The sequence below is a fragment of the Gammaproteobacteria bacterium genome (genome assembly GCA_019748175.1).
Lineage (GTDB): Bacteria > Pseudomonadota > Gammaproteobacteria > JAIEPX01 > JAIEPX01 > JAIEPX01.
Genome location: JAIEPX010000012.1, coordinates 1 through 22,637, shown reverse-complemented (window position 1 = coordinate 22,637; position 22,637 = coordinate 1). Strand labels below are relative to the sequence as shown.

General features: G+C 39.4%; 19 protein-coding genes. 9 read left to right on the top strand and 10 right to left on the bottom strand.

Annotated elements, in window-relative coordinates; all coding sequences use genetic code 11:
- Positions 1-81: 81 nt before the first annotated feature.
- From K2X50_06365 to K2X50_06350, 4 genes are all read left to right on the top strand, one after another.
- A complete protein-coding gene (locus K2X50_06365) occupies positions 82-666 on the top strand; it encodes a Smr/MutS family protein (GenBank protein ID MBX9586865.1) in 585 nt (194 codons plus the stop codon).
- A gap of 102 nt (positions 667-768) precedes the next feature.
- Complete coding sequence (gene udk, locus K2X50_06360; protein MBX9586864.1) at positions 769-1,410, top strand: uridine kinase; 642 nt, start codon at positions 769-771, stop codon at positions 1,408-1,410.
- An 80-nt stretch (positions 1,411-1,490) separates the two neighbouring features.
- The gene (locus K2X50_06355; GenBank protein ID MBX9586863.1) at positions 1,491-2,699 is read left to right on the top strand and encodes a trans-2-enoyl-CoA reductase family protein; all 1,209 of its coding nucleotides are present in this window, start codon (positions 1,491-1,493) and stop codon (positions 2,697-2,699) included.
- 142 nt (positions 2,700-2,841) lie between these two features.
- Positions 2,842-3,246: a hypothetical protein gene (locus K2X50_06350; protein MBX9586862.1), complete on the top strand. Its 405-nt coding sequence runs from the start codon at positions 2,842-2,844 to the stop codon at positions 3,244-3,246.
- Positions 3,247-3,370: 124 nt separating this feature from the next.
- On the opposite strand, the gene K2X50_06345 is transcribed toward K2X50_06350, so the two are convergent.
- The 5 genes from K2X50_06345 to K2X50_06325 all read right to left on the bottom strand — a co-directional run bounded on the left by K2X50_06345 (position 3,371) and on the right by K2X50_06325 (position 8,980).
- The gene (locus K2X50_06345; protein MBX9586861.1) at positions 3,371-5,374 is read right to left on the bottom strand and encodes an ankyrin repeat domain-containing protein; all 2,004 of its coding nucleotides are present in this window, start codon (positions 5,372-5,374) and stop codon (positions 3,371-3,373) included.
- Between the two features lie 213 nt (positions 5,375-5,587).
- Positions 5,588-6,577: a threonylcarbamoyl-AMP synthase gene (locus K2X50_06340; protein ID MBX9586860.1), complete on the bottom strand. Its 990-nt coding sequence runs from the start codon at positions 6,575-6,577 to the stop codon at positions 5,588-5,590.
- 180 nt (positions 6,578-6,757) lie between these two features.
- The gene (gene mutM, locus K2X50_06335; protein MBX9586859.1) at positions 6,758-7,618 is read right to left on the bottom strand and encodes a bifunctional DNA-formamidopyrimidine glycosylase/DNA-(apurinic or apyrimidinic site) lyase; all 861 of its coding nucleotides are present in this window, start codon (positions 7,616-7,618) and stop codon (positions 6,758-6,760) included.
- A 135-nt stretch (positions 7,619-7,753) separates the two neighbouring features.
- The gene (locus tag K2X50_06330) at positions 7,754-8,188 is read right to left on the bottom strand and encodes a hypothetical protein (GenBank protein ID MBX9586858.1); all 435 of its coding nucleotides are present in this window, start codon (positions 8,186-8,188) and stop codon (positions 7,754-7,756) included.
- Between the two features lie 378 nt (positions 8,189-8,566).
- A complete protein-coding gene (locus tag K2X50_06325; protein MBX9586857.1) occupies positions 8,567-8,980 on the bottom strand; it encodes a hypothetical protein in 414 nt (137 codons plus the stop codon).
- Between the two features lie 170 nt (positions 8,981-9,150).
- On the opposite strand from K2X50_06325, the gene K2X50_06320 reads away from it, so the two are divergent.
- The gene (locus K2X50_06320) at positions 9,151-9,555 is read left to right on the top strand and encodes a helix-turn-helix transcriptional regulator (GenBank protein MBX9586856.1); all 405 of its coding nucleotides are present in this window, start codon (positions 9,151-9,153) and stop codon (positions 9,553-9,555) included.
- Positions 9,556-9,697: 142 nt separating this feature from the next.
- Here the strand turns inward: K2X50_06320 and K2X50_06315 are convergent, their stop codons facing one another.
- Positions 9,698-10,741, bottom strand: a complete 1,044-nt coding sequence (locus tag K2X50_06315; protein ID MBX9586855.1) for a hypothetical protein — start codon at positions 10,739-10,741, stop codon at positions 9,698-9,700.
- 180 nt (positions 10,742-10,921) lie between these two features.
- On the opposite strand from K2X50_06315, the gene K2X50_06310 reads away from it, so the two are divergent.
- The 4 genes from K2X50_06310 to K2X50_06295 all read left to right on the top strand — a co-directional run bounded on the left by K2X50_06310 (position 10,922) and on the right by K2X50_06295 (position 14,932).
- Positions 10,922-11,614, top strand: coding sequence for a phosphatase PAP2 family protein (locus K2X50_06310; protein ID MBX9586854.1), 693 nt, complete (start codon positions 10,922-10,924; stop codon positions 11,612-11,614).
- A gap of 166 nt (positions 11,615-11,780) precedes the next feature.
- Positions 11,781-12,017 carry a type II toxin-antitoxin system prevent-host-death family antitoxin gene (locus K2X50_06305; protein MBX9586853.1) on the top strand — a complete coding sequence of 79 codons (237 nt, stop codon included), beginning with the start codon at positions 11,781-11,783 and terminating at the stop codon, positions 12,015-12,017.
- Entirely contained in the window at positions 12,014-12,394 is a 381-nt protein-coding gene (locus tag K2X50_06300) for a type II toxin-antitoxin system VapC family toxin (GenBank protein ID MBX9586852.1), read from the top strand. The genes K2X50_06305 and K2X50_06300 overlap by 4 nt, the downstream gene beginning before the upstream one ends.
- 360 nt (positions 12,395-12,754) lie before the next feature.
- On the top strand, positions 12,755-14,932 hold the full coding sequence (locus K2X50_06295; protein ID MBX9586851.1) for a hypothetical protein: 2,178 nt from the start codon (positions 12,755-12,757) through the stop codon (positions 14,930-14,932).
- 81 nt (positions 14,933-15,013) lie between these two features.
- Here K2X50_06295 and ligA read toward each other — a convergent pair whose 3' ends face one another.
- The 4 genes from ligA to K2X50_06275 form a co-directional block, all read right to left on the bottom strand.
- Positions 15,014-17,029 carry an NAD-dependent DNA ligase LigA gene (gene ligA / locus K2X50_06290; GenBank protein MBX9586850.1) on the bottom strand — a complete coding sequence of 672 codons (2,016 nt, stop codon included), beginning with the start codon at positions 17,027-17,029 and terminating at the stop codon, positions 15,014-15,016.
- Positions 17,019-18,116 (bottom strand): hypothetical protein, encoded by a 1,098-nt coding sequence (locus tag K2X50_06285; protein ID MBX9586849.1) that lies wholly within the window; start codon positions 18,114-18,116, stop codon positions 17,019-17,021. The genes ligA and K2X50_06285 overlap by 11 nt, the downstream gene beginning before the upstream one ends.
- A gap of 21 nt (positions 18,117-18,137) precedes the next feature.
- A complete protein-coding gene (gene smc, locus K2X50_06280) occupies positions 18,138-21,659 on the bottom strand; it encodes a chromosome segregation protein SMC (GenBank protein ID MBX9586848.1) in 3,522 nt (1,173 codons plus the stop codon).
- 183 nt (positions 21,660-21,842) lie between these two features.
- Entirely contained in the window at positions 21,843-22,532 is a 690-nt protein-coding gene (locus K2X50_06275) for an isoprenylcysteine carboxylmethyltransferase family protein (GenBank protein MBX9586847.1), read from the bottom strand.
- Between the last annotated feature and the right edge of the window lie 105 nt (positions 22,533-22,637).

Sequence of the window (22,637 nt, the reverse complement as noted above, 5' to 3'; positions counted from 1 at the left end):
TTAATATATAGTCTAACAGAGTATTTTACTAAACTAAAGCTGAGAAGTGCGAGAACCACTAACAACTCAAGACGCGACGCCGTGACCATAACGTTCTATACTTCCATTATGCCAAACAAAGATGACATTACACCCGAAGAGCGGGCTTTATTTCGCGAAAGCGTCAAAGGGACGATTCCGCTCGGTGAAGAACGTCCGCTGTTGGAGAAAAGAGAGGCGCCGACGCCTGTTGATATAAAAGTTGATAGGAAACAGAAGGTTAGGCAACCAAATAACATCGATTTGAGTAGCTTGCCATTATCTGATCACAGCCCTCAATCGGTGACAGGTGAAGAGTCTATTGAATATCGAGGTAGTGGAATTTCACACAAAGATTTAAAGCGCTTAAAAGCTGGAGAATTTGCGATTCAAAGCCATTTAGATCTCCACGGTGCGACAATTGATCAAGCACGTGACGAACTAATCCGTTTCTTAACTAAAGCCCAAAATCAACACTGGCGGTGCGTCCGAATCGTCCATGGAAAAGGAAAACACCATGGCGATACTCCCATTCTGAAAAATTTAGTCAATGCGTGGCTACGGCAAATTCCTATTGTACTGGCTTTTACTAGCGCTCCTGGTCGAGATGGCGGTGCTGGGGCCGTTTATGTTTTATTAGCACATTGATTAGCCTAACTTTTTTGATCTCTTTCTCGCTTTTACCGAACAATTGATGACAATCCCATTAATTTTGTGTATTATTGTGCCAGTTTGTATTGGGAGGGGTGAATGCGTAATAATACGATGATTATAGGTATCGCCGGGCCGTCAGCTAGCGGTAAAAGTTTATTGGCTAATACTATAGTTCGAGAGCTTGGGTCTGACCAAGTTGTTGTTATTACTGAAGATTCTTACTATAGAGATCGCAAAGACATTTCATTTGAAGAGCGCACTAAAATCAACTACGACCATCCCGACTCCTTTGATCATGAATTATTCTCCCAACACTTAATAGCCCTCCAAAATGGTGAAACTGTTCAGGTTCCTCAATACGATTTTACCCAGCACGTCCGATCTTCAAACGTTCGAGAAATAGGACAGCATACGATTATCGTTCTTGAAGGCATTTTGCTATTTTTTGAGCCCAAACTTCGTGACATCATGGATGTTCGCATTTTTATGGATACTCCACTCGATATCTGCCTTCTTCGTCGCCTCAAACGCGATATCGTTGAACGCGAGCGTTCGTTTGATTCTGTTTTACAACAATATATTGATACCGTTCGTCCGATGTATTTTCAATTTATTGAGCCCAGTAAGCGCTACGCAGACATCATAGTTCCGCGTGGTGGTCAAAATCGAATTGCCATTGATATGATCAAGGCAAAATTACGTGAGCTATTGGTCACCAATAACTCCACTAGCAGTTAATTGATGGACTTGTCAGTTCTTACTGATTAAGCGTAAACTTCTGAGCGATCACAAAAATTTCATGGAGAAAAATCATGGCAATGTTGATTGAACCCAAAATTCGAGGCTTTATTTGTACTACCGCTCATCCAACAGGCTGTGCTGAAAATGTACGCCAGCAAATTGACTTTGTTAAGCAACACGTGGATGTGAGTGGTCCTAAAAAAGTCTTAGTGATTGGCGCATCGACGGGTTATGGATTGGCGAGTCGGATCGCAGCAGCGTTTGGCGCACACGCAGCAACCATTGGTGTTTTTTACGAAAAAGCGGCGTCTGCCAAACGAACGGCTTCCGCAGGATGGTACAATACTGCTGCTTTTGAAGAAGCTGCACAGAAAGCTAATCTCTATGCCAAAAGCATTAACGGCGATGCTTTCTCCCAAGAAATCAAACAGCAAACGATTGATATGATCAAAAACGATTGGCAAGGTGGTGTCGATTTAGTTATCTATAGTTTAGCTTCACCAAGACGCACTGAGAGCAAAACCGGAACGGTGTATAATTCGACGTTGAAACCGATTGGTCAAGCGTACACCAACCACACTGTTAATGTGATGACAGGCGAAGTTTTTGATATCACTCTCGATCCCGCTTCGACTGAAGACATTGAACAAACTGAAAAAGTGATGGGCGGAGAAGATTGGTTTGATTGGATGCAATGCCTTTCAGAAAACGGATTATTGGCTCACGGTGTTAAAACGCTCGCTTATTCTTATATCGGACCTGAATTAACATTTCCTATTTATCGTGATGGAACCATTGGAGCCGCTAAAAAACATCTATACAAAACAGTGAATCAAATTGATGCTCTTCTTCAATCCATTAACGGTAAGGCACTTATTTCTGTCAATAAAGCGTTAGTGACCCAAGCCAGCAGCGCAATTCCTGTTGTTCCGCTCTATATTTCAATATTATATAAAATTATGAAAAATAAAAATCTTCACGAAGGCTGTATTGAACAAATCTCTCGTTTATTCACGGAGAAAATGTACAGTCCTGCAGGTGTGCAAATTGATGATCAAGGTTTTATTCGGTTGGACGATTGGGAAATGCAAGACGATATTCAAACCGAAGTATCAAAACTGTGGGCTGCAGTCAATACGCAGAATTTAGAAGCACTCACTGATATTCAAGGCTACCGTCACGAATTTCAAAAACTGTTTGGATTTGATCTTGCAGATGTAAACTATGCTCAAGAAGTGGACCCTGTAGTTCAAATTCCTTCAATTCCAGAAGAAGTTTTTAGCTAAACTCGGATTTACTTGTTTTCAATGAATATTGGGGCTTGCTCCCGAGAATAAAGAGTGGCAAAGCCCCACTCCTCTACTATGCTTAATAGACCCCTGTCAGATTACAGGCGGTATCATTATTAACAAAGAATGGAGCGATATCATGGGGCAGCAAGTCAGTTTGGAAAAAGAATTTTATCTTGAAACCAATGCACAGCCAGGTATTACAAACCAGCTAACATCACTGTTATCTGAAACAGGTCATTGCAACATTAAAGCAATGTGGGGTAATAATTACTCTGGAAAAGGTCATTTTGCCTTTATTACCGACAATTACTCTAAAGCCCGTGAAGTTTTAAAATCTTCACCCTTCAGTAATTTCCGTGAAGAAGATGTATTGGTTATCTATACAAAAGACGAACCAGGTTCAATCACACAAATCACTACCGAACTCTCGAAGGCCAAGGTTAACATTAATTGGTTGTATACAACTTATTATAATGGAAAGCCTGCAATTGTTGTTTCTTGTGATGATAACAAACGCGCTTTTGAAACTATTCAGCATTAAGACAGAGAACGGGGTCAGGTCTAACATTGAAACTTTAGTCACCCCTCCCCACCCTTGGCTCTCTCAATACCAGAATTTGTGACTCTGTTTTTTAAGTTTAATATCATGAAATACCACCACATTATCAAGCAGCTGACAATGAATTTTTTCGTAGTAAATGGTGTTTAATAGAGTATTGGTAAAGCTTATGCAGCTCATTATCAATCTTAAATGCAAGAGAATGGTAAGAGAGAATTTCTGGAGACTCCTCGCCATTTAGTACCTTCAGCAATGTCGCTGCTGCAACAGCTATCGTTACTTGCTGAATGATTTTCCCGCGAGACGTTTTGAAAAACTTCAGGTGATCGTGATTTTTATGCGCTGATGCAGATTTATTAGTATTTTCAATTAGTTTATTGTTTTCATCGATGTATTTATTCAGTGCTTCGGTGATCAAAATTTTGACGATGCTATCATAATTATTATTACTAGCTATTTGAAGTAGAGTTGCGCACTCGTCGATAGATAAACTCACAACAGCGCCAGCATTTAATAATAAGCATACAGCACCAATATGGCCTCTATAATAAGCTATATTGAGTGCCGTTTCACCAGTGTTGTGCCGCAAATCCATCAGGGCCCCATGGTTAATTAGTAATTCCACGGCTGCAGTATGACCATTAAAACAGGCTACATAAAGTGCGGTTGCACCAGAGTTGGATCGAGAATTTATTCTAGCACGAGCTACTAGCAATAATTTCGCGATTTCAGTGTGGCCGTTCTGACAGGCTAAAAACAACGCAGTTTTACCGTCGCAGCATTTTGAACTCTTCTTGGCGCCAGCTGCCAGTAATAATTTCACAACTGCAGTATGACCATTCTCACACGCGATCGATAGTGCCGTTGCGCCAGTGTTGGAGCGCGAATTAACATCAGCATTAGCATTTAGCAATAATTCCACAGCTTCAGCATCGCCATTTTGACAGGCGATAAATAACGCAGTTTTTCCCATATTATTTGGCAAATTCGCATTAGCTTTGTGATCGAGTAATAATTTCACCGCTTCAATATGGCGATTTTGCATGGCGATAGAGAGCGCGGTTGCCCCGGTACTGTCTTGTATATTCATATCGGGATCATGGTCTAGCAATATTTTTATGACTGTAGTGTGTCCGTGCCGAGAGGCGATAGCAAGGGCGGTTACCCCAGTTTGACACTGCAAATTCACATCGGCACCGCGATCTAATAATAATTTTACAGCGGCAGTATGTCCGTGCTGACAGGCGATAGATAAGTCAGTGTGGCCGTTGAAGTACCGCGAATTCATCTTGGCACCGCGATCAAGTAATAATTTCACAATGGCAGTGTGGCCAAGCTGACAGCTAATAAAGAGCCCATTTGCCCCTGTAGTACACTCTAAATTCACATCGGCAGTAGCATTAAGTAATAATTCTGCCGCTTCAATATAGCCATTTTGGCAGGCGATAAACAGCGCTGTTGCACCTAAGCAATCATGAGAATTGACTGCTGCACTATTAGTTAAAGCAAGTAGCTCGGCGATATGGTCATTATCTTGCCGAAGCTCAACTGCCCACTGTAATAGAGTCCGCCGATTACTATCAACACTATTCGGGTTAAGGCTACCATTTACTGTGTATCTTGGCAGAATCTTAGTTTGATAAATTGTATTTAACCAAGAATAATACCTATGCCGCTGTGCCCAATAAGCAATACTAAAACCGTTACTGTCACATGCAATCAAAGTGTTGCGTTCTATTTGTTGGGCAAGCATGTCTAAATTTTTTAAATTACAGTCTTTGATCTTGCGGAGTAATTTGCGGTTGGATTTACTAAGATGAGAATACTCTTCATCTTCTTGTTTCTTAAATTGAAATTGCCAGTCACGAATATCTTTTTTTGTCGATCGCAGGATATGATATTGTTGCTCAAAATGGCGTAGAAAATTGATTTCCCAGCGATCGGGTCGCCGTCCGCGCGATCCGGCTTTCGACCAAGCTTTACAAACACGCGCAAAACTAGCTTGATCAGAAATGGGCAGCATATGCTGAATCAATTCCAATACATCTGTTGGCAAATTTGGTAATTCTGATAGTTTGCTTTTACCGCGTTCCTTAAATTTCCTTAGCATCTCATATACCTAAATTTTCCAAAAAGCGTAACCAGGCTATTCAGGCATAGCGACAATGGTGTGCAAGGTTTTATTATTTCGGTGAGTATATTGTTGCATGAGTTTTTCCGATTTTGTCTTAGTAATAAGATTATTGTGTCAACAGGACAGTTTCGCTTGCTAGTAAGAGGCTGAATCGCTGATAAACTTCGTAAATTTGTCATTTGCAGCTCCTCAAGTTATTGCTGAAGCTTTAGATAGTCTATCTAAAATATCGCTCCATGTATCATTGTTTGGTGGCATTTCAATGAGAATTTGGTTGGCATGAATATTGTCGAGCTCATGTAAAGCCTGATAGATTAATCTGCTATACTCGATTTTATTTTTTGATAATTTTATTGTTTTAATGTTATTGTGTGCACATTTCCAGTCTGAGTAGTGAATAACAGCTAATAGTTTTTCTTGATTGTTGGTTTGAGAGAGTTGCCTTTCTATTTCATCTAGAGTAATTAGAGAGGTTTTTGTGTAAGGTTGATAATGAGATTGCCTATTTCCAGGTACATTTTCTGGATATATTGACGGTGAGTCTATTGATACCTCCACAATGTCTTCAATCATTTTTTTTGTTATCGGCCCAGGCCTTAGAATGCGTATTCTGCTTTTCGTTAAATCTAAAATTGTTGATTCAACGCCGATTCGGCATGGTCCGTCATCCAATACTGCAGCTATTTTTCCTGATAAACCTGACATAACATGTTCTGCGGCCGTCGGGCTAATTCTTTTGTAAGGATTTGCCGAAGGCGCTGCTAGTCCTGTGTTTAATAGCCGTAGCATTTTTAACAGTGTTTTATTTTGAGGGATGCGTATAGCGATTGTTGTTAATCCACCCGTTACCACATCGTTGACTAAATCTTTCTTCTTAAGTAGTAAAGTAATTGGGCCTGGCCAAAAGTGTTTGGCTATAATAGCTGCAACAGGTGGAATATCTATTGCCCACTGAGATAACTGTTCAAATGCAGCAATATGGACAATTAGTGGATGATCAGTTGGGCGATTTTTTACTCTAAAAATATTCTTAACAGCGTCAATATTTCTTGCGTCAGCGGCGAGACCATAGACAGTTTCAGTAGGTACAGCAACTAACTGCCCTCCTTGAATCATAGCAATGGCTTCTAATATATCTTTCTCATTGCCGGCATTTAGAACTTTAGTTTTTTGATGCATTTTTTGTCTCTAAAGGTTATGGGGCTATCAGGCTAAAATGCTACTTTCGGCTAATAAATATAAGGCCGCAAGTATTCGAATATATTCTACGGAGAGTCACGGGAAAGACTACTATGTCTTCCATAAACCCTCAAACGCAACACTTTATATGGGCTAACTTAGGCCAATTCGACTATAAAGTCAAATTACGTCTTTTTGATTTAGGCTCGGTTTGCCCCTATCTTTCTCTTTCTGACAGAATGGACAATATACCGTACTGCGCTGGTTTATTTTGATTAATATTAATTTCGTATCGCACACTAAACATGACTTCCCTGCTCTGCCATAAATTTGTAAATGCTGGCGAAAGTAACCCGGCTTGCCATCGGATTTTAAGAAATCACGTAATGTGGTGCCACCTTGCTTTATAGCATCACGCAAAACTTCTTTAATTGTCTTCACCAACTTTTGTGACTGCTCTAGGGAGAGATCATTTGCGGGTAATAGCGGATGAATACGCGCTCGAAATAAGCTCTCGGTGGCATATATATTGCCAACACCAACGACAACTTGACTATTCATGATGAATGATTTAATTGGCACATAACGTCTTTTAACCTGCTGGAATAAATATTTATCATTGAAAGCACTACTCAAAGGCTCTGGTCCAAGATGAGAGAGTAATTTATGTTGGAGAGGATCAGCAGTGGTCCAAAGTATCGAACCAAATCGTCTTGGATCGGTATAACGTAAACAGTGACCATTGTTAAAAACAATATCTACGTGGTCGTGCTTTTGGACGGGCTCATCTTTGTCAACAATTCTCAAGCAACCCGACATACCTAAATGCACGATCATGGTACCGATATCTGCGTTAAACAACAAATATTTGCCACGACGTATCAGGCTAGTAAACTGCTTGTTAGGTAAAATTTCAATTAATTGTTGCGGCACGGACCAACGCAATTGCTCCTGCCGGACTATTATTTTAGCTATTGTTTGGCCAACAACATGAGAGGTGATACCTCTACGTGTTGTCTCGACTTCAGCAAGTTCAGGCATGATTTAAACCTATAGTGCATTCTCATAATGAGCTTATGATAACGCATGGTATCATGTAATGAACCGAGGTGCCTGCGTTTGAATATTTTCAATCTCATTCTGAAAGTGCATATTCTTCAGTTGCTACAGCTTATTTTACACACGTCTTGCAAAACCATGGAGAACGACAATAGACTCGCTGGTCAACTCAACCTCATGGGCAGCAACACTTGCATAAGTTTTGCCCTCATTTTGAGGCAATGTTTTACCTGGTTTTAGCTGAACCTGAAAAAATGCCGGTGTTTGAGTACTGAACGTGACTGAATCCCTTTCTTTAATGATTTCAGCTTGACGACGAGTTTTGGTATTTAAGAGTTGCGATTCTTTAACTACAACTAAATTTTCCTCTTCAGCGATTTGCTCAAGCTGGGTTTGGAAAAATGTGAGTGGCACATTTTCTATTGGGACGATCTTTGGCACATAACAACGCAGAGTTTCTTCCACCGTAGCTGTCTTTCGCGCTACTCCGGGCACAAACGCAAATAAGCGCTCTTTTTGATATTCAGCATCGACTATCTCATTATCTTGCATGTTAATCTCCAAAAAAGAATTATTGTTAACGCGATAATTCTCGCTAATTTGCGAGTGGAATAATATTAACATATACACATAGACAACACTACATCCGGAAAAAATTAGCAAACTGAGTTATCAGTGATTAATAGTGATATCATCACCTATTAACATTATCTGTATCTAGAAGAAGGGGGAGAGGTGAAGCCAGAATTAAGGCTGTCCACTCCTTGTGTTGGTGTTGCGATGCTCTTATGCGTTCTCATCAGCTTTGTTAAAAGTAATAGCTGCACTTTTGATGCTAGCCACATCAGCATTTGGACTATTTACTGCATCAACAAAGATTTTAAGGGCATTCTTTCTCGATATCATTTAGTCTCCAACACTATTAGACCGCTAAAAATTGAGACGACCGGAACCGATGAACAATGATCGATTTCCATGACCTCTGTAGCATTGTACATTACCCGCATTATCACCGTTGTAAGTAATAATAATGTAGGCGCTTTCTTTTGATTCGATATAATAGTCCGCGCCAAAATAAATTTCATTAAGCTGATTGATCTGCGTTGCTCCTGAAAATGCTATAGTTCCTGGAAATAGTATCTTATCTGTTGAAACATTCCTCATTTGTAAATCAGTGACTGTTTGTGACTTAATTTCATAATAGAATGCATTATAGGGTGAATTGCTTGCTGCAAATGAAATTTGCGTACTATAATTCAAATTATCTGATTTTGCTTGCACACCACTCATCATGCACATCAACAAACCTGATATGAGTGATGCGTTTTTTTTATATCTAATCATTTTAAAATCTCCGCTACTATTATTTACGAAATTTAATCCTACTTGCATCAGCGCAATAATTCAATTAGTTACCAAAAAGTAACTAGCTAAAAACTAAAATATCCCAAATTAACTTGAGAAAACAGAGTATCTGATGTATACTGAACATGTGTTATGTATTAGGTATAAAAATGGCTGATAATGAAAAGAAAGTCCTGAAACCGAGTTATTCTGTTTATAGTGAGCGTTGCCCATCACGTAATGTTCTAGAATGCATAAGTGATAAATGGTCAATTTTGATCATCAATTTGTTGATTCACAAAGTTTATCGGTTTGGTGAATTAAAACGTGAAATAGGCGGCATATCCCCGAAAATGTTATCACAATCTTTAAACAAATTAGAACGTTATGGCTTTGTCGCACGACAGTCTTTCCCTGTACTACCCATGAAAGTTGAATATACCTTAACACCGTTAGGAAAAAATTTGGGCGTAGTTATGAGCTCGTTGACATCCTGGACAGTAGAAAACATGGAAAAAATAAATCAAGCTGAAATCGACTATATAAATAAGACAAATGAAAATAAGACTTCTTGACACTTATTGAGATAGTTGACATCTTCTACATTAATCTTATTGGATTGATCCTTATAGATTCTATTTTTAGTGGTTTAGTCATAGTGCTGAAAAAGCAACAAATTGACTATGCATCAAGCAAAGATCAGACCCCTGCCCTTCTTTAGAGTGGAGGTAGAAAAGGTGATCCATCAGTTGCCGGAGCTTCTTCTTCATGAGCGTCTCCAAATGTTTCAACTACTGTTGCGTATAATCGACTTGTAAAGCCAAATGCAGTATTGAGTACACTATAGGGAATCTGAACTAGGGACCTAATTGGATCCAGAATACTTCTTGGTCTCGCAATTTCAGGAATTAATTCAGGCAATATGATTTTTCCATTATCTTCTTCAACAATCACTTGAATTAGATCGATAAGTAATGGTCTGAGTTCTTGAGTGCAGCGTAAGGCTATAATTTCATCAAGCAGATCTCTAAAAGTGCCAATATTTTGCTGGTAAACAAGGTCGTATTTTGCGCGATTTGAAAAGTCTTGTAATAGTGTCATCAGCAATTTGGTCAGAACTACGCGAGGTGATGTATGAAGTTTTTGATATAATGGTTGTGGTGTCTTATCTGGATTATTGAGATCTGAGAAGAAGCCCAACAAACTTCTCATTGAGTCGAATGATCGATCTTGTATATTAGCTTGAAGAATAAAATATTCAACTAATTGACGCATCGTATTCGCGATTTCAATATTATCTCGTGTGGTTGGAGGTGGTATTGATAGCCATTCCGGGAGAAGTGATCTCAAGCTTTTTATAGGATCAGAGCAAATAATCCAACGCTCAAAAAAAGAAAGGCAAGATTTTGCGTTACCAGTATCAATAATTGTGCGCAACATAACAACTTTTCGCCGATGTGCGTTAATCATTCTTTCAAGATAACGATCAAAATTAACTTGGTTGTATTGAAGAAGAATGTCGTGTGATTTTTGGTAACATTCTTGCCACAGAGCTTTCAGTTGAGACAGTTTATTTTTGTAATCCGGATTGTTGAAAGCTTCGATGGCCAAATTAAGTTGTTTTTGGACAAGGCATAAATCATACATCGCGTTAACGATTTCCACAGATATCAAGCATGATTCAGGTAAGACATATTGGAAGTGTGATTTGATGTGTTCTCGTTTTTGGTCGACTGATAATGTCTCAGTATTGTTTTTCATTCTGATTATACCCCACTATGAAATTGCAACTATCATACTTCATGGTGAAATCTTATTCAAGTTATTAAGATTGACTATGCATCAAGCAAAGAACTGCCCCCTCCTGTTCAGAGGCGCCACAAGATTTTAATCTGAAATTATGCTATAATGTCACTAAGAGTGGTGATTTTGGAGGTTCTTATGAAATTCCGTAAATCAGTCTTCTTAAGAAATATATTTCTAGTTTCATTCGCGACAGTATCGACTACGCTGTTATCCTATTATTTTTTTGACAAACCTATTGCCTATTGGTTTCATAAGCATGAACCAATACCACATCATATCTTGCAGCTATTTTTTCATATTCCAAAAATCTTTGATGTTGCTGCTGCTCTAGGCGTTTTCACTGTGCATATATTCAGTTGGATAATTGGCCGAGTCTCTCCTTTTTTGAGTAATTTAACGCTGACCAGCATCACACTTGTTATTACCGATTTTTGGACGGAATGGTCAAAATTTCTTTTTGGACGTTATTGGCCAACAACGTGGACTATTGATCATAATCCTTCTTTAATTGACACAAACGATTATGGTTTTCATTTTCTCGCGAGCAAAACAGAAGCCTTCCAAGCTTTTCCATCAAGCCATGCTTCTCTCACGATTGCTTCGGTAACATTTCTTGCGTTGCGTTACCCAATCTTAAAGGTTCCTGCGATCATTATTAGCCTTTTAGTTGTGCTAAGTCTTGTTGCGCTAAATCATAATTTTTTAGCGGATACGATAGCTGGCGCAGGATTAGGATGGATTATTGCCTACAGTGTTGATGCGTTCAATCAAGGGTCAATAGTTTATATCCACCATCAAAATACCCAAAATACCGCGCGCAACAATTAGAGGATAGGGTCAGGTCTGACATTGAAACATTAGTCTCACACTCTGCAGAAGTCCACGAGATAAAACTAGTTTCAATGTTAGACCTGCCACCACTCGCCGTTTATCCATTGACAATCGAGTCAAAATTGTGTACACTTATAATTGTACACAATATATCGGGGTGATTATGGATGTTTCAATTAGAGAGCTAAGGGCTAATACTAAAGAGATTATCGACACTGTCAATCGAGGTGTCTCCGTGACAGTTAAATCACATGGTCATGCTTGTGCGCAGATAGTTCCTATTAAATCCACACGAAAAGAAGTTAGCATTGATCCCGCCTTTGGAATGTGGGAAAGCCATAAGGACATGGTGGATGTTCACAAATTTATCCGCAAGCTACGCGAAGGTCGGTCACTATGATTGTAGATACCGATGTGCTGATTTGGTATTTTCGAGGGTACGAGAAAGCCAAGAAAACACTCGACAAGATTGGGCGTTTCTCTATAAGCGCAGTTGTTTACATGGAGCTACTCCAAGGAGTGAAAAATAAAGAAGAGTTACGTTATTTAAAGCATTTCATCAGCGCACGTGAGATTGATATTATTAGCTTAGACCATGAAATTACTTCAAGGGCAATTTACTTCTTGGAAAGATTTAGACTCAGCGATGGGTTGCAAATGGCAGATGCATTAATTGCGGCATCAGCTGATATTCGCGGCGAAACTTTGTTGAGCGGGAATCATGCACACTACAAGATGATTACTGGACTTGATATCAAAAAATTCATCATTAATTGAGTAGACATTTTCAATCTTTCGCAATATCAATCAGCCTTCAACATTATTAGAGACCGGAACCGGTGAACAATGATCGATTTCCATTACTTCTATGGGGTCAGGGTAGTAGCCTGAATTAAGGCTGTCCACTCCTTGTGTTGGTCTTGCGATGCTCTTCTTCATGTTGTACTGCATTCTCATAAGCTTTGTAAAAATCATAAACCCTTTCACTCATAGTAGATATAATTGGATCACTGCCATATCCCTTTCCAAAAATAACCATTGCATTACTGAATTAACAATATAAACTGATTAGGGCTTTTGTACGCTCGTAATGAAATCGAGTTAATTAAGCCTGGACAAAATACTAAGGATGAGGTTATGCGTTCAAAAGGCTACCTAGCAACATTTTTCGGCACTTCACCAAATACTTTTAGAACAACATCTGGTTCTAGTGCGCTCAGATCAATGGCGAGCTCTATTCTTAGTAGAAATTTTGCTAGCAGTGCCCTGCCAAGTCATGTCTTGGATATAACAACTGTTTTTCACGATAGTGCAGGTCAACCGTTTAGGGCAATACCAGATCATTTAAAACCAGGAGAGCCTCCTGGTCCAAATGCATGCAAGAGCAATAATGAAGCATTTCAGGCTGCTTTTGATAGTACACAATATAGTGAAATATATATTCCTCCAGGAAGATATGTTTTTAGTAAATCTATTACTTTATCGATGAGTAAAATTATTAAAGGTAGTACAAATTTGCAGCCCGTGATGCTACCTAGTATAGGAGAGCCCGTGGATTGTTCGGATACAATTCTCGAATTTTGTAATTCTAATAAGAATTCTGTATTTTTCGATATTCATGGCAGTGCAAATATTAATACCCCTATATCTATTTCTCAAACACTTAATGATAGGGTGACGAATAAAGTGACTTTTAGATTTGCACATGGACTAAAACTTACTGACCGATTAATTTTGACTAATCCCAATGACTATAGTTATGGCACAAGAAAGTATTATTACCAGGGTGAATTTCTTACACTATCGAATATCCCAGATCAAAAATCGATCGAGTTTACACCGCGAGGTAAATACGAGTATTTTAGCATTCCCTCATTTAAATCATTTGAGATTTTCAAGGTAAACCCTATCGAAGTAACCTTAGAAAATTTCACTATTGTAGATGCTAAAACCCAAACTGAAGTTAATTTAAAGTCTTTGACTGCAATTCGACTGAGTTATTGTGTCAATAGTAAAGTCAATAATATATTTGTAATTGATGCATCATATAATAGTGGCCTATTTGTATCAAATTGCTTTAATGTAAATATTAATAAAGGCAAATATATTATTGCAATACCTGACTCTACACGCATAAAAAAACCTACCAAATTTCCCGGCTATTCCACGATTTTCCCAAACCAAGATGCCTATTCAATTGGCATTGGATATTCACAGTTAATTAATGTAAACGATGTTGTTGAAGCCAGGTCATTTGGGCACGCGATTGCTACGGGCTCTGGCGCGATAGGTTCCATTGGAATAGTTAATCGGGATATCAAAATCACTGGTTGTACGTTCATAGCAAAAAGCGCACCTCTCCAATCTTATGATAATAAAGGTGTTTTAATAGAGACAGTTATAGATAAAATCGGCCTGGCAAATTTTCATGGTAATACAGAAGATTCGGGTTTTCATGATAACATTCTAAAAGGCAGTGGATTTAACATTGGCGGGTATAATAACAATTTTGTACATAACATCATTACCACCAATAACTATAAAGAGACCAGGTCATTTCCTTCAGATTACCGCCATTGTGATTCTGCTTTTTATTTTAATGAAGCGCGCGGCGGTAAGTTTACTGTAAAAGACAATCATGTAACTATTAGCAAGTTCTATCAAGTTGCTGGTAATCCTCCCATCTCTGTTGAAAATTATCGTCACGGCGAGTTTGTTGACTTTGGTAGCGATGCTTTTAACATAGATAATTCTACTTTGTCTTGGCCTGGGGTTGTTTACGACAATGGCAAATTGATTATTCAAAATAATATAGTGAATATCGAGTGCGTGGGTGAAAACCAAGACCATGTTAATGAATATTTTACTGGACTTATTACCATAGCTGGGCTGCAAATTAATAGTAAGCTCAGCTTTGATTCATGTCTACAATACCCTTCCCGGTTGCCAACGAATATTGATGTCGAAATCTCAGATAATCACTTCAACATCTTAGGTAATCCAAAAAACTCAAAGTGTCTTATTACAGTGAGCCCCAAAAAAGCAGGTCACAATCCATCTGCCGATCCACCAAAATATGATTTTTGGCCAAGAATTCGTAATATTAGCATTAAAGGTAATGCTTTCTACGGATTATTTAGAGTGCATGTAAATAAATCTGAGCTGTTTGAAAATACAAAAACAGAGACATTAACTATCGAAGGAAATACCTTTAAATCAAAATCACCTAACAATCCCGAAAATAGCATAATTGAGGTTGATAGCTCGAAGGTGGTAAACGTCAGTATGAGTAAAAACAATTTTACAGACTATTAAATCGAGTGGATGGGGTCAGCTCTAGATTGAAACGTTAGTCTCGCACTTTGAAGAAGTCCACGAGGTAAGCTAGTTTCAATGTTAGACATGCCCCCATCTTCTTAAAAATTCTTCTTCGTCTAGAATAGTTATTCCTAGTTCCTCGGCTTTAGTTAATTTAGAGCCTGCTTTTTCACCAGCAACAACATAATCGGTATTTTTTGAAACACTGCCTGCAACGTTTGCGCCTAGGGCTTCTAATTTCGCTTTAGCTTCGTCACGAGAGAGTGAAATCAGAGTGCCTGTTAATACGAATGTTTTTCCGGTCAGTGGCAAGTCTTTAGCAGCAGGACGTTCAATTTTAGGCCAGTGAACACCGGATTTGCGACAATTCTCAATTAATTCTCGATTATGTTTTTGTCTAAAAAAGCCTGCAATATTCACGGCAACAACAGGACCTATGTCCGACACTTCTTGAAGCGTTTCTTCAGTGGCATTTTCGATTAATTCTAAGTCACCAAAATGCTGAGCTAATGCACGTGCAGTTGCCTCCCCTACTTCTCGAATACCTAGTGCAAATAAAAAGCGTTGTAAAGTCGTATTTTTACTGTGATTAATCGCATCAATTAAATTATCAGCGGATTTTTCACCCATGCGTTCTAAATTAATAAGTGCATTACGATCTAATGAATAAATTCCCGCAATATCATGAAGCAATCCTTCATCAACAAGTTGTTCTGCGACTTTATCTCCGAGGCCTTCAATATCCATGGCTTTTCTGGAAGCATAATGTTTGATGGATTCTTTTACCTGCGCTGGACAATATAATCCGCCGGTGCAGCGTGCAGCCACTTCACCCTCGGGTTTAATGACTTCTGCTTTGCAGACTGGACAGTGTTTGGGTAATTTCACTGCATGAGTGTTCGCAGGTCTATTCGCTAAAATTACAGCAACAACTTCTGGGATGACATCACCCGCACGACGCACCATCACAGTATCACCTAGGCGTACATCTTTACGATGAGCTTCTTCGATGTTGTGTAGTGTGGCATTGCTCACAGTCACTCCACCAACAAAAACAGGCTTGAGTCGTGCAACTGGTGTTAACACACCCGTGCGACCTACTTGAAAATCGATGCCTTCAACAATTGTTTGTTCTTCTACAGCAGGAAATTTATGCGCAATGGCCCAGCGTGGTGAACGCGAAACAAAACCTAACTCTTCTTGAGTAGCAATGCTGTTCACTTTATACACAACACCATCGATATCATACGGTAATTTAGCTCTTATTTTATTCATCGCTTGATAATAATCTAAACATTGTGCAATTCCCTCAACGTGTTTTATCAGTGGATTAATCCGTAATCCCCACGACGACAATTGCTGTAATTGTTCGTAATGTGTTTTTGGTAAATGGCCTCCTTGCAATTTGCCCAGAGCGTAACAAAAAAATTCGAGTGGGCGTTGTGCAGTAATACGTGAATCGAGTTGTCTTAAACTGCCTGCTGCTGCGTTACGAGGATTCACAAATACTTTTTGACCTTCAGCTGCGGCTTTTTTGTTGAATGCTTCAAAACCTTTTAAAGGCATAACAATCTCACCACGAATTTCTAATAATGTGGGTGGGTTTTTCGTATGTAATTTAAGAGGAATTGTCGCAATGGTCCGTACATTTTGGGTGATATCTTCACCGGTTGTACCATCTCCACGAGTAGCACTACGAACAAGAATTCCGTGTTCATAAATTAAACTTACTGCCACACCATCTAATTTGGGTTCGCACACAAACTCTAATTGTTCTGACTGTTTTAACCGTTGTTGAACGCGGCGATCAAATTGCTCAACTTCTTCATCTGTGAATGCGTTATCCAACGATAACATCGGAATTAAATGTTTAGCTTCAGCAAGTTCAGTTTGAGGAGTGGGTCCAACGCGTTGGGTCGGAGAATCAGTGGTAATGAATTCTGGGTGTTGTGTTTCTAGATCGTGTAATTCCCGAAATAATTTATCGTATTCAGCATCGGAAACAATCGGTGAGTCTTCAATGTAATAATGAAAATTATGCTCGTAAATTTGTTGTTTTAATTGCTCAATTTTTTTTTGAACACTACTGGTCATCGATAATATCTGCCACCGGAGTAACTTCGCGTAGTTGTTCGCGCAGGGCTTGTATGCGTTCGGTTGTCAGAGCATCACGTTTTTCATCGAGTAAATTTCCATCGAGTTCATCGTTCAGCTGACGTGCTGTTTGAAGTAATAGTTCGAATGAATTTAATAGCTCAGGAGTTCGATCAATTTCAAAAATAAAAATAAGACCTGGGGTGCTAAAAACTCCCATATCTTCCAACAAAAATGTGCCTGGTTTCGCTATTGAAGCTAAACTGAAAAGAATTTTAGTGGGATCATTAACAGCATAGCGATGAAATATTTGATGCTCACCGTGTCGTAATCCAACGCCTAAAATGGCCTGAAGTAAATCATAACCACCAAAAGGTTTATCTTTTTCAGCCATGATTGAGAACGTTATATAGGGTGGAAGTGTTTGTGCTGTCTGAGAATTATTTTGACTCTCATCTTCAGTCGATGTTGTTTCATTGGAATCATAGGTTAGATCACTCACCTGCTCTGTGTAGCTGGATGGTGTATCTTGAATAGATTGTTGATTCTGTTCACTTGTTTCCAACGTGTTTGTATTTATGGTTTCTGGTTCATTAGTAATACTGACCGAACTAGGAGGAACAAACTTTGGATTTAATGGTTTTTGTTTGATCGCTTGAAGTCTTGCTGCCGATTGTGCAGCACGATAGCCTGGAGTTTGAGTTTGAGGGGGAGTAGGAAACGGTGTTATTCGTGGCGTACGAGTTGTTGCAGCGGTTGCAGAAGAAACTTGTACCGTTCGAGCTGTTGGGGGAGTTGGGGTTTTGTAGGCGGTTGTTGGGTTTATCGTAGCATTTTGGGTTTGTTCCGTGGGTTGACTCACAATCCGAGGTGCAGACAAAATACCATCATCATACGCACTACTTCCTGCAACTTCAGCTATCAGAGGATCAACGTCAGATCGAGAACGATCTCGATTTTCTCGATTTTGTCGTGCGATAGTTCGTAAGCGTTTTTGTTGTCGACGTTGATCAATCCATATAAATAGAATGATAACGCCGAAAAGCATTGCTAAAATGCTTAGAATAATTACTGCCTTGATGCCCATTTTTTATATTCCTTTGTACTGTTAAGCCTCAGCCATCGCGATGGCTTCATCAATATCCACAGCGACCATACGGGATACTCCCGGTTCATGCATAGTCACACCACAGAGTTGTTTTGCCATTTCAATCGCAATTTTATTGTGGCTGATAAATAGAAATTGTACTTTTTCTGACATTTCTTTCACGAGGTTGCAATAACGCCCCACGTTTGCGTCATCTAAAGGTGCGTCAACCTCATCCAAAATACAGAAAGGTGCTGGATTTAACTGAAATAGTGAAAAGACTAGGGCTATAGCAGTTAATGCTTTTTCACCACCCGACAGTACGTGAATCGAAGTATTTCGTTTTCCTGGAGGTTGCGCTTTTACAGTCACCCCTGCGTCTAACAATTCATCACCCGTTAGTTCAAGACACGCTTGGCCGCCACCGAAAATTTTAGGGAAATAAGCTTCGAAAGTTTGATTCACTTGATCGAAGGTTTCTTTAAATTTCGCACGAGTTTCGCGATCAATTTTCCGAATAGCAGATTCTAATGTTTCTAGAGCTTCTGTTAAGTCTGCATTTTGTTGATCAAGATATTCTTTGCGTTCCGCAGATTGTTGAAATTCTTCAATGGCCGCTAAATTAATGGGTCCCAATCGTTGAATGCGAAGCTCATTCGCTTCAATTTTTTCATGCCAAACTGAAACTTCAGCATCTTCAGGTAAATCTTGTAATATTTCTTCGTTCGTTAATCCACTTTTTGCAATGTGCTCTTGGTGGGCTTCAGCTTTCACTTTCGCTGTTTGTTCTTGAAGACGTAGTTGTTCATGTTGATGTCGAATTTCCTGACAGTCTTCTTCAATATGCGCTCGTCGTTTTTCGGCGTCACGCAATTGTTGATCAAATTCACTTAATTGTTGTTTTGCAGCAGTAAGTGCTTTTTCAACGTCCAATCTTTGTTCTAATAATGTACTCAACTGGTCACGCATTTCGGGCAAAGGTTCCAACAATGATGAAATAGAATCCAGCGCAGTTTCTCGTCGTTCTGTGAGTTGTTGGACTTGTTGGCTTGCTCGTGCAATACCCTGCTCCAAATAATGAATTTGATTTTGAGTTGAAGCGCAACGAATTTGCATTTCATCGGCTTTTTGCTTACTCAAATTAGCATTGTGTTGTAACTGACGATAGTGTTCTTGTGCATTCGTGCGCTGAGCTTGTAAATCTCGTTCATCTTGAGCGTGAATGGCAAGTTGCTGTTCAGCTTGTTCAAGTGTGTGTTTGCAAGTTTGAATATCAGATTGAATGTGAGCTGCATTTTCATTGATCTCGTTAATTTCTTTTTGGATATCTTTTTGACGTTCTTGAAGTTGCTCTAATTTTGAATGTTGAGCACTTAATTGAGATCGGGTATCCCCTAATTGAGTAGATTTTTCGCGATGATGTTGTTGCTGGAATTCCAGTTCGTGTTCAGCATTATGAAGTAATTCAGTAAGTGACTGCAGCAATTCTTGCTTACTATCCACCTGTTCTTGAGCATGTTCAATTTGAGTGGCGATATCGGCCAGTTCTTGTTGTCGAGCTAATACCCCCGTGTGTTCGTCAACGGCGTGATGGATACGTAGCCATAAATGACTAAGCCAAATACCGTCGAGTGTCACAATCGATTCGCTAGCATTTAATCGTGGCAGAAGTTCCAGTGCAGCATGAATATTGTCTACGCAATAAACGCCCGATAATAATTTTGAGATCGGTAAATGCGTCTGCACTTTATCTGAGAGTGGCGTTGCCGAATTTTGTGTTGCATGCTCTGCATTGACAGATGAGTTTAAGAAACTAATTTTTGCGGCGCCTAATTGATCGATGTGATCGATGATCTGAGAATAATTATCGACACAGATAGATTCCAAATGCTGATCCAGTACTGTTTCGACTGCTTTTTCCCATCCTGCGTCTACGGTTAATACCTCGGCTAATCGAGTATTCTCTGCAAGACCTTGCTCTGCCAACCACGCTTGATGCTGAGAATTTTTACGACCCATTGCAACTTCTTGTAATGCGTGTAAAGAACTTTGACGACCTTGCAGACGTTGTAATTGTCCTTGACTATCTTGTAAAGATTCTTGAGCGTTACGTTGTGATTCGCGATATTCGGAAATTTTAGTTTTTGATTCATCCAACAATTGTTGCAGTATACTTAACTCGCTTTGTAATTCTGCTAATTGTTGTTGATGAAGTTCTACATTTTCAGAGATATCATTCGTTGATAATTCTTCAAGTAATTGCAACAAACGAGCGCGTCGATTTTCAAGAGACTCCGCTCTGTGTTCATGATGTTGCAATTGAGTTCGTGTGACTTCGAGATGACGTTTCGTATCGCCGATTGTGGATTGAAAAGCATCCCAGGCTTGTTGTGAAGCTTGAAGTTGATTTTGCGCTTCTTCAAGTAATGTTGCAGATTCTGCGGCTTCTTGAGCATGTTGTCTTGAGTTTTCTTCTATTTGGAGTAAATCTTGTTGTGCATCGCGCAATTGATCTTGATCAGCGATTTGTTGTTCATCTAGTCGTCGTAAATTGCTTTCGATCTGAGTGAGATCATTTCTTAATTGTTGTTCTCGTTCGAGTGAATGAGAGATGGTATGCTCTAATTTCGCAATCTCAGTACCTAATTGATAATATTGAGATTGAATTTCATTGCACTGATCATTTTTTTCGGTGTGCTGAATACGTATTAATTCAATATTTTTATCGATATTTAACTGCTCGGCGATTTTCGACTCAATTAATGTTTCATTCACCTGAACACGTTGTGAAAGATCTGACATTGTTCCGTGCAAATCTCTCAATTGCATTAAGTGCGCTTGTGCACTCATTACCCTCAATTCTTGATTAAGCACTTTATAGCGCTCAGCTGCGCTAGATTGACGTTTGAGTTTATCGAGTTGTTTTTCTAATTCGTCGCGTAAATCTTTTAGTCGATCGAGATTTTCACGAGTATGACGAATGCGGGTTTCGGTTTCACGTCGACGCTCTTTGTATTTAGAAATTCCTGCCGTTTCTTCAAGGAATATACGTAAATCTTCCGGCTTCGCTTCGATAATACGAGATATCATGCCTTGCTCGATGATGGAGTAACTGCGTGGACCTAGCCCTGTACCTAAAAAGATGTCCAAAATGTCTTTACGACGACAACGAGTGTTGTTGAGAAAATACTGCGATTGACCATCACGTTGCAGTATACGGCGGACAGATATCTCATTGTAGTTTGCATATTCGCTACTTAATCGTCCGTCAGTGTTATCGAAGGTCAGTTCAATGGAAGCTTGTCCTACCGGTTTACGATTGGTTGTACCATTGAATATCACGTCGGCCATGGATTCAGCGCGAAGATTTTTGGCGGAACTTTCCCCGATTACCCAGCGAATTGCATCAACCACGTTTGATTTGCCACAACCGTTGGGACCCACAACAGCAGTGAGGTTTGAGGTCAGCGAGATCACTGTGGGGTCTACGAAGGACTTAAAGCCCGACAATTTAATCGATTTTAAAGGTGTATAATAATGCATGCTTCTTCCAAGTGTAACTTTCCATAGCCAAACTCATCATTTTAAGCATGCTTTGAAGCGATATCAAGCGTTAAGCCAACTATTACATAAACAATCTACTGTGAAGCAAAATAGCCTTCAAAATCAAGAAATTAAGTTGAAAATAAAGGTTTAGAAGATTTTCCTTCCCCGATGATCTTAAGCCTAGTAGATATAGGGGACCAATCGCTTGACTCTGGCTTCATACTCGATGTATTCCGGAAATGACTCGCGCATGACTTGCTCTTCAAAATGCATACGATAGAGTTGAAAACCTGATTGAAACAATACGATAGACAAAGCTGTTAAAGAAAAATATTCTATAGCAAGGCCAATGATTGCAATTTCTTCACCTAAATAAACGGGATGACGAACGAGTGCGTAAGGACCAGTGGTCACAAGCTTCCGAGCTTCGGGCATTACACTGAATGAACGCCCTAACCACATTAAAGAATACACTGCAAAGCTAATTCCAACGATCATTAACGTCAATGAAATGAGCTGAAAGATCCAGGGTATAGGCTGAAGAGGCAGCCTAAGCAGTGTAATACTCAGAAAAGCGCCTAAAAAAGCGACGATTCTTGGTAGAAAACCTTGCGTCCCTGCACTAGCGGGTGATCTCACGATTACCAAGATTATCAATATGGCTGCAAATAGGAGCCCTATAGATTTGGTAAAGAGATCTATGAGGATGAGAAAATCGAAATTGCTGAGGTCAAGGGTTTGAAATTCTGCTGCGATTTGAGGAAATTGTTCAATACACCGTAATCCGTACCAGATGATCAATGGTGACCCTGCAAGTAGATCATACAATTTGCTAGGAGCATTCGAAGTTTGACTGTGTAGTGTACTCATTTATTTATTGTAGCAAGATAAAGGGGTCGGGTCTCCCGTTGGCTATAGGCAATATAGCCAACGGGAGACCCGACCCCTTTACTCCATTAACACCCAGGTTATACT

Excerpts from the sequence above, each read along its gene's own strand:
- udk (MBX9586864.1), top strand. The coding sequence starts at position 769 with ATGCGTAATAATACGATGATTATAGGTATCGCCGGGCCGTCAGCTAGC.
- K2X50_06355 (MBX9586863.1), top strand. The coding sequence starts at position 1,491 with ATGTTGATTGAACCCAAAATTCGAGGCTTTATTTGTACTACCGCTCAT.
- K2X50_06350 (MBX9586862.1), top strand. The coding sequence starts at position 2,842 with ATGGGGCAGCAAGTCAGTTTGGAAAAAGAATTTTATCTTGAAACCAAT.
- K2X50_06345 (MBX9586861.1), bottom strand. The coding sequence starts at position 5,374 with ATGCTAAGGAAATTTAAGGAACGCGGTAAAAGCAAACTATCAGAATTA.
- K2X50_06340 (MBX9586860.1), bottom strand. The coding sequence starts at position 6,577 with ATGCATCAAAAAACTAAAGTTCTAAATGCCGGCAATGAGAAAGATATA.
- mutM (MBX9586859.1), bottom strand. The coding sequence starts at position 7,618 with ATGCCTGAACTTGCTGAAGTCGAGACAACACGTAGAGGTATCACCTCT.
- K2X50_06330 (MBX9586858.1), bottom strand. The coding sequence starts at position 8,188 with ATGCAAGATAATGAGATAGTCGATGCTGAATATCAAAAAGAGCGCTTA.
- K2X50_06325 (MBX9586857.1), bottom strand. The coding sequence starts at position 8,980 with ATGATTAGATATAAAAAAAACGCATCACTCATATCAGGTTTGTTGATG.
- K2X50_06320 (MBX9586856.1), top strand. The coding sequence starts at position 9,151 with ATGGCTGATAATGAAAAGAAAGTCCTGAAACCGAGTTATTCTGTTTAT.
- K2X50_06315 (MBX9586855.1), bottom strand. The coding sequence starts at position 10,741 with ATGAAAAACAATACTGAGACATTATCAGTCGACCAAAAACGAGAACAC.
- K2X50_06310 (MBX9586854.1), top strand. The coding sequence starts at position 10,922 with ATGAAATTCCGTAAATCAGTCTTCTTAAGAAATATATTTCTAGTTTCA.
- K2X50_06305 (MBX9586853.1), top strand. The coding sequence starts at position 11,781 with ATGGATGTTTCAATTAGAGAGCTAAGGGCTAATACTAAAGAGATTATC.
- K2X50_06300 (MBX9586852.1), top strand. The coding sequence starts at position 12,014 with ATGATTGTAGATACCGATGTGCTGATTTGGTATTTTCGAGGGTACGAG.
- K2X50_06295 (MBX9586851.1), top strand. The coding sequence starts at position 12,755 with ATGCGTTCAAAAGGCTACCTAGCAACATTTTTCGGCACTTCACCAAAT.
- ligA (MBX9586850.1), bottom strand. The coding sequence starts at position 17,029 with ATGACCAGTAGTGTTCAAAAAAAAATTGAGCAATTAAAACAACAAATT.
- K2X50_06285 (MBX9586849.1), bottom strand. The coding sequence starts at position 18,116 with ATGGGCATCAAGGCAGTAATTATTCTAAGCATTTTAGCAATGCTTTTC.
- smc (MBX9586848.1), bottom strand. The coding sequence starts at position 21,659 with ATGCATTATTATACACCTTTAAAATCGATTAAATTGTCGGGCTTTAAG.
- K2X50_06275 (MBX9586847.1), bottom strand. The coding sequence starts at position 22,532 with ATGAGTACACTACACAGTCAAACTTCGAATGCTCCTAGCAAATTGTAT.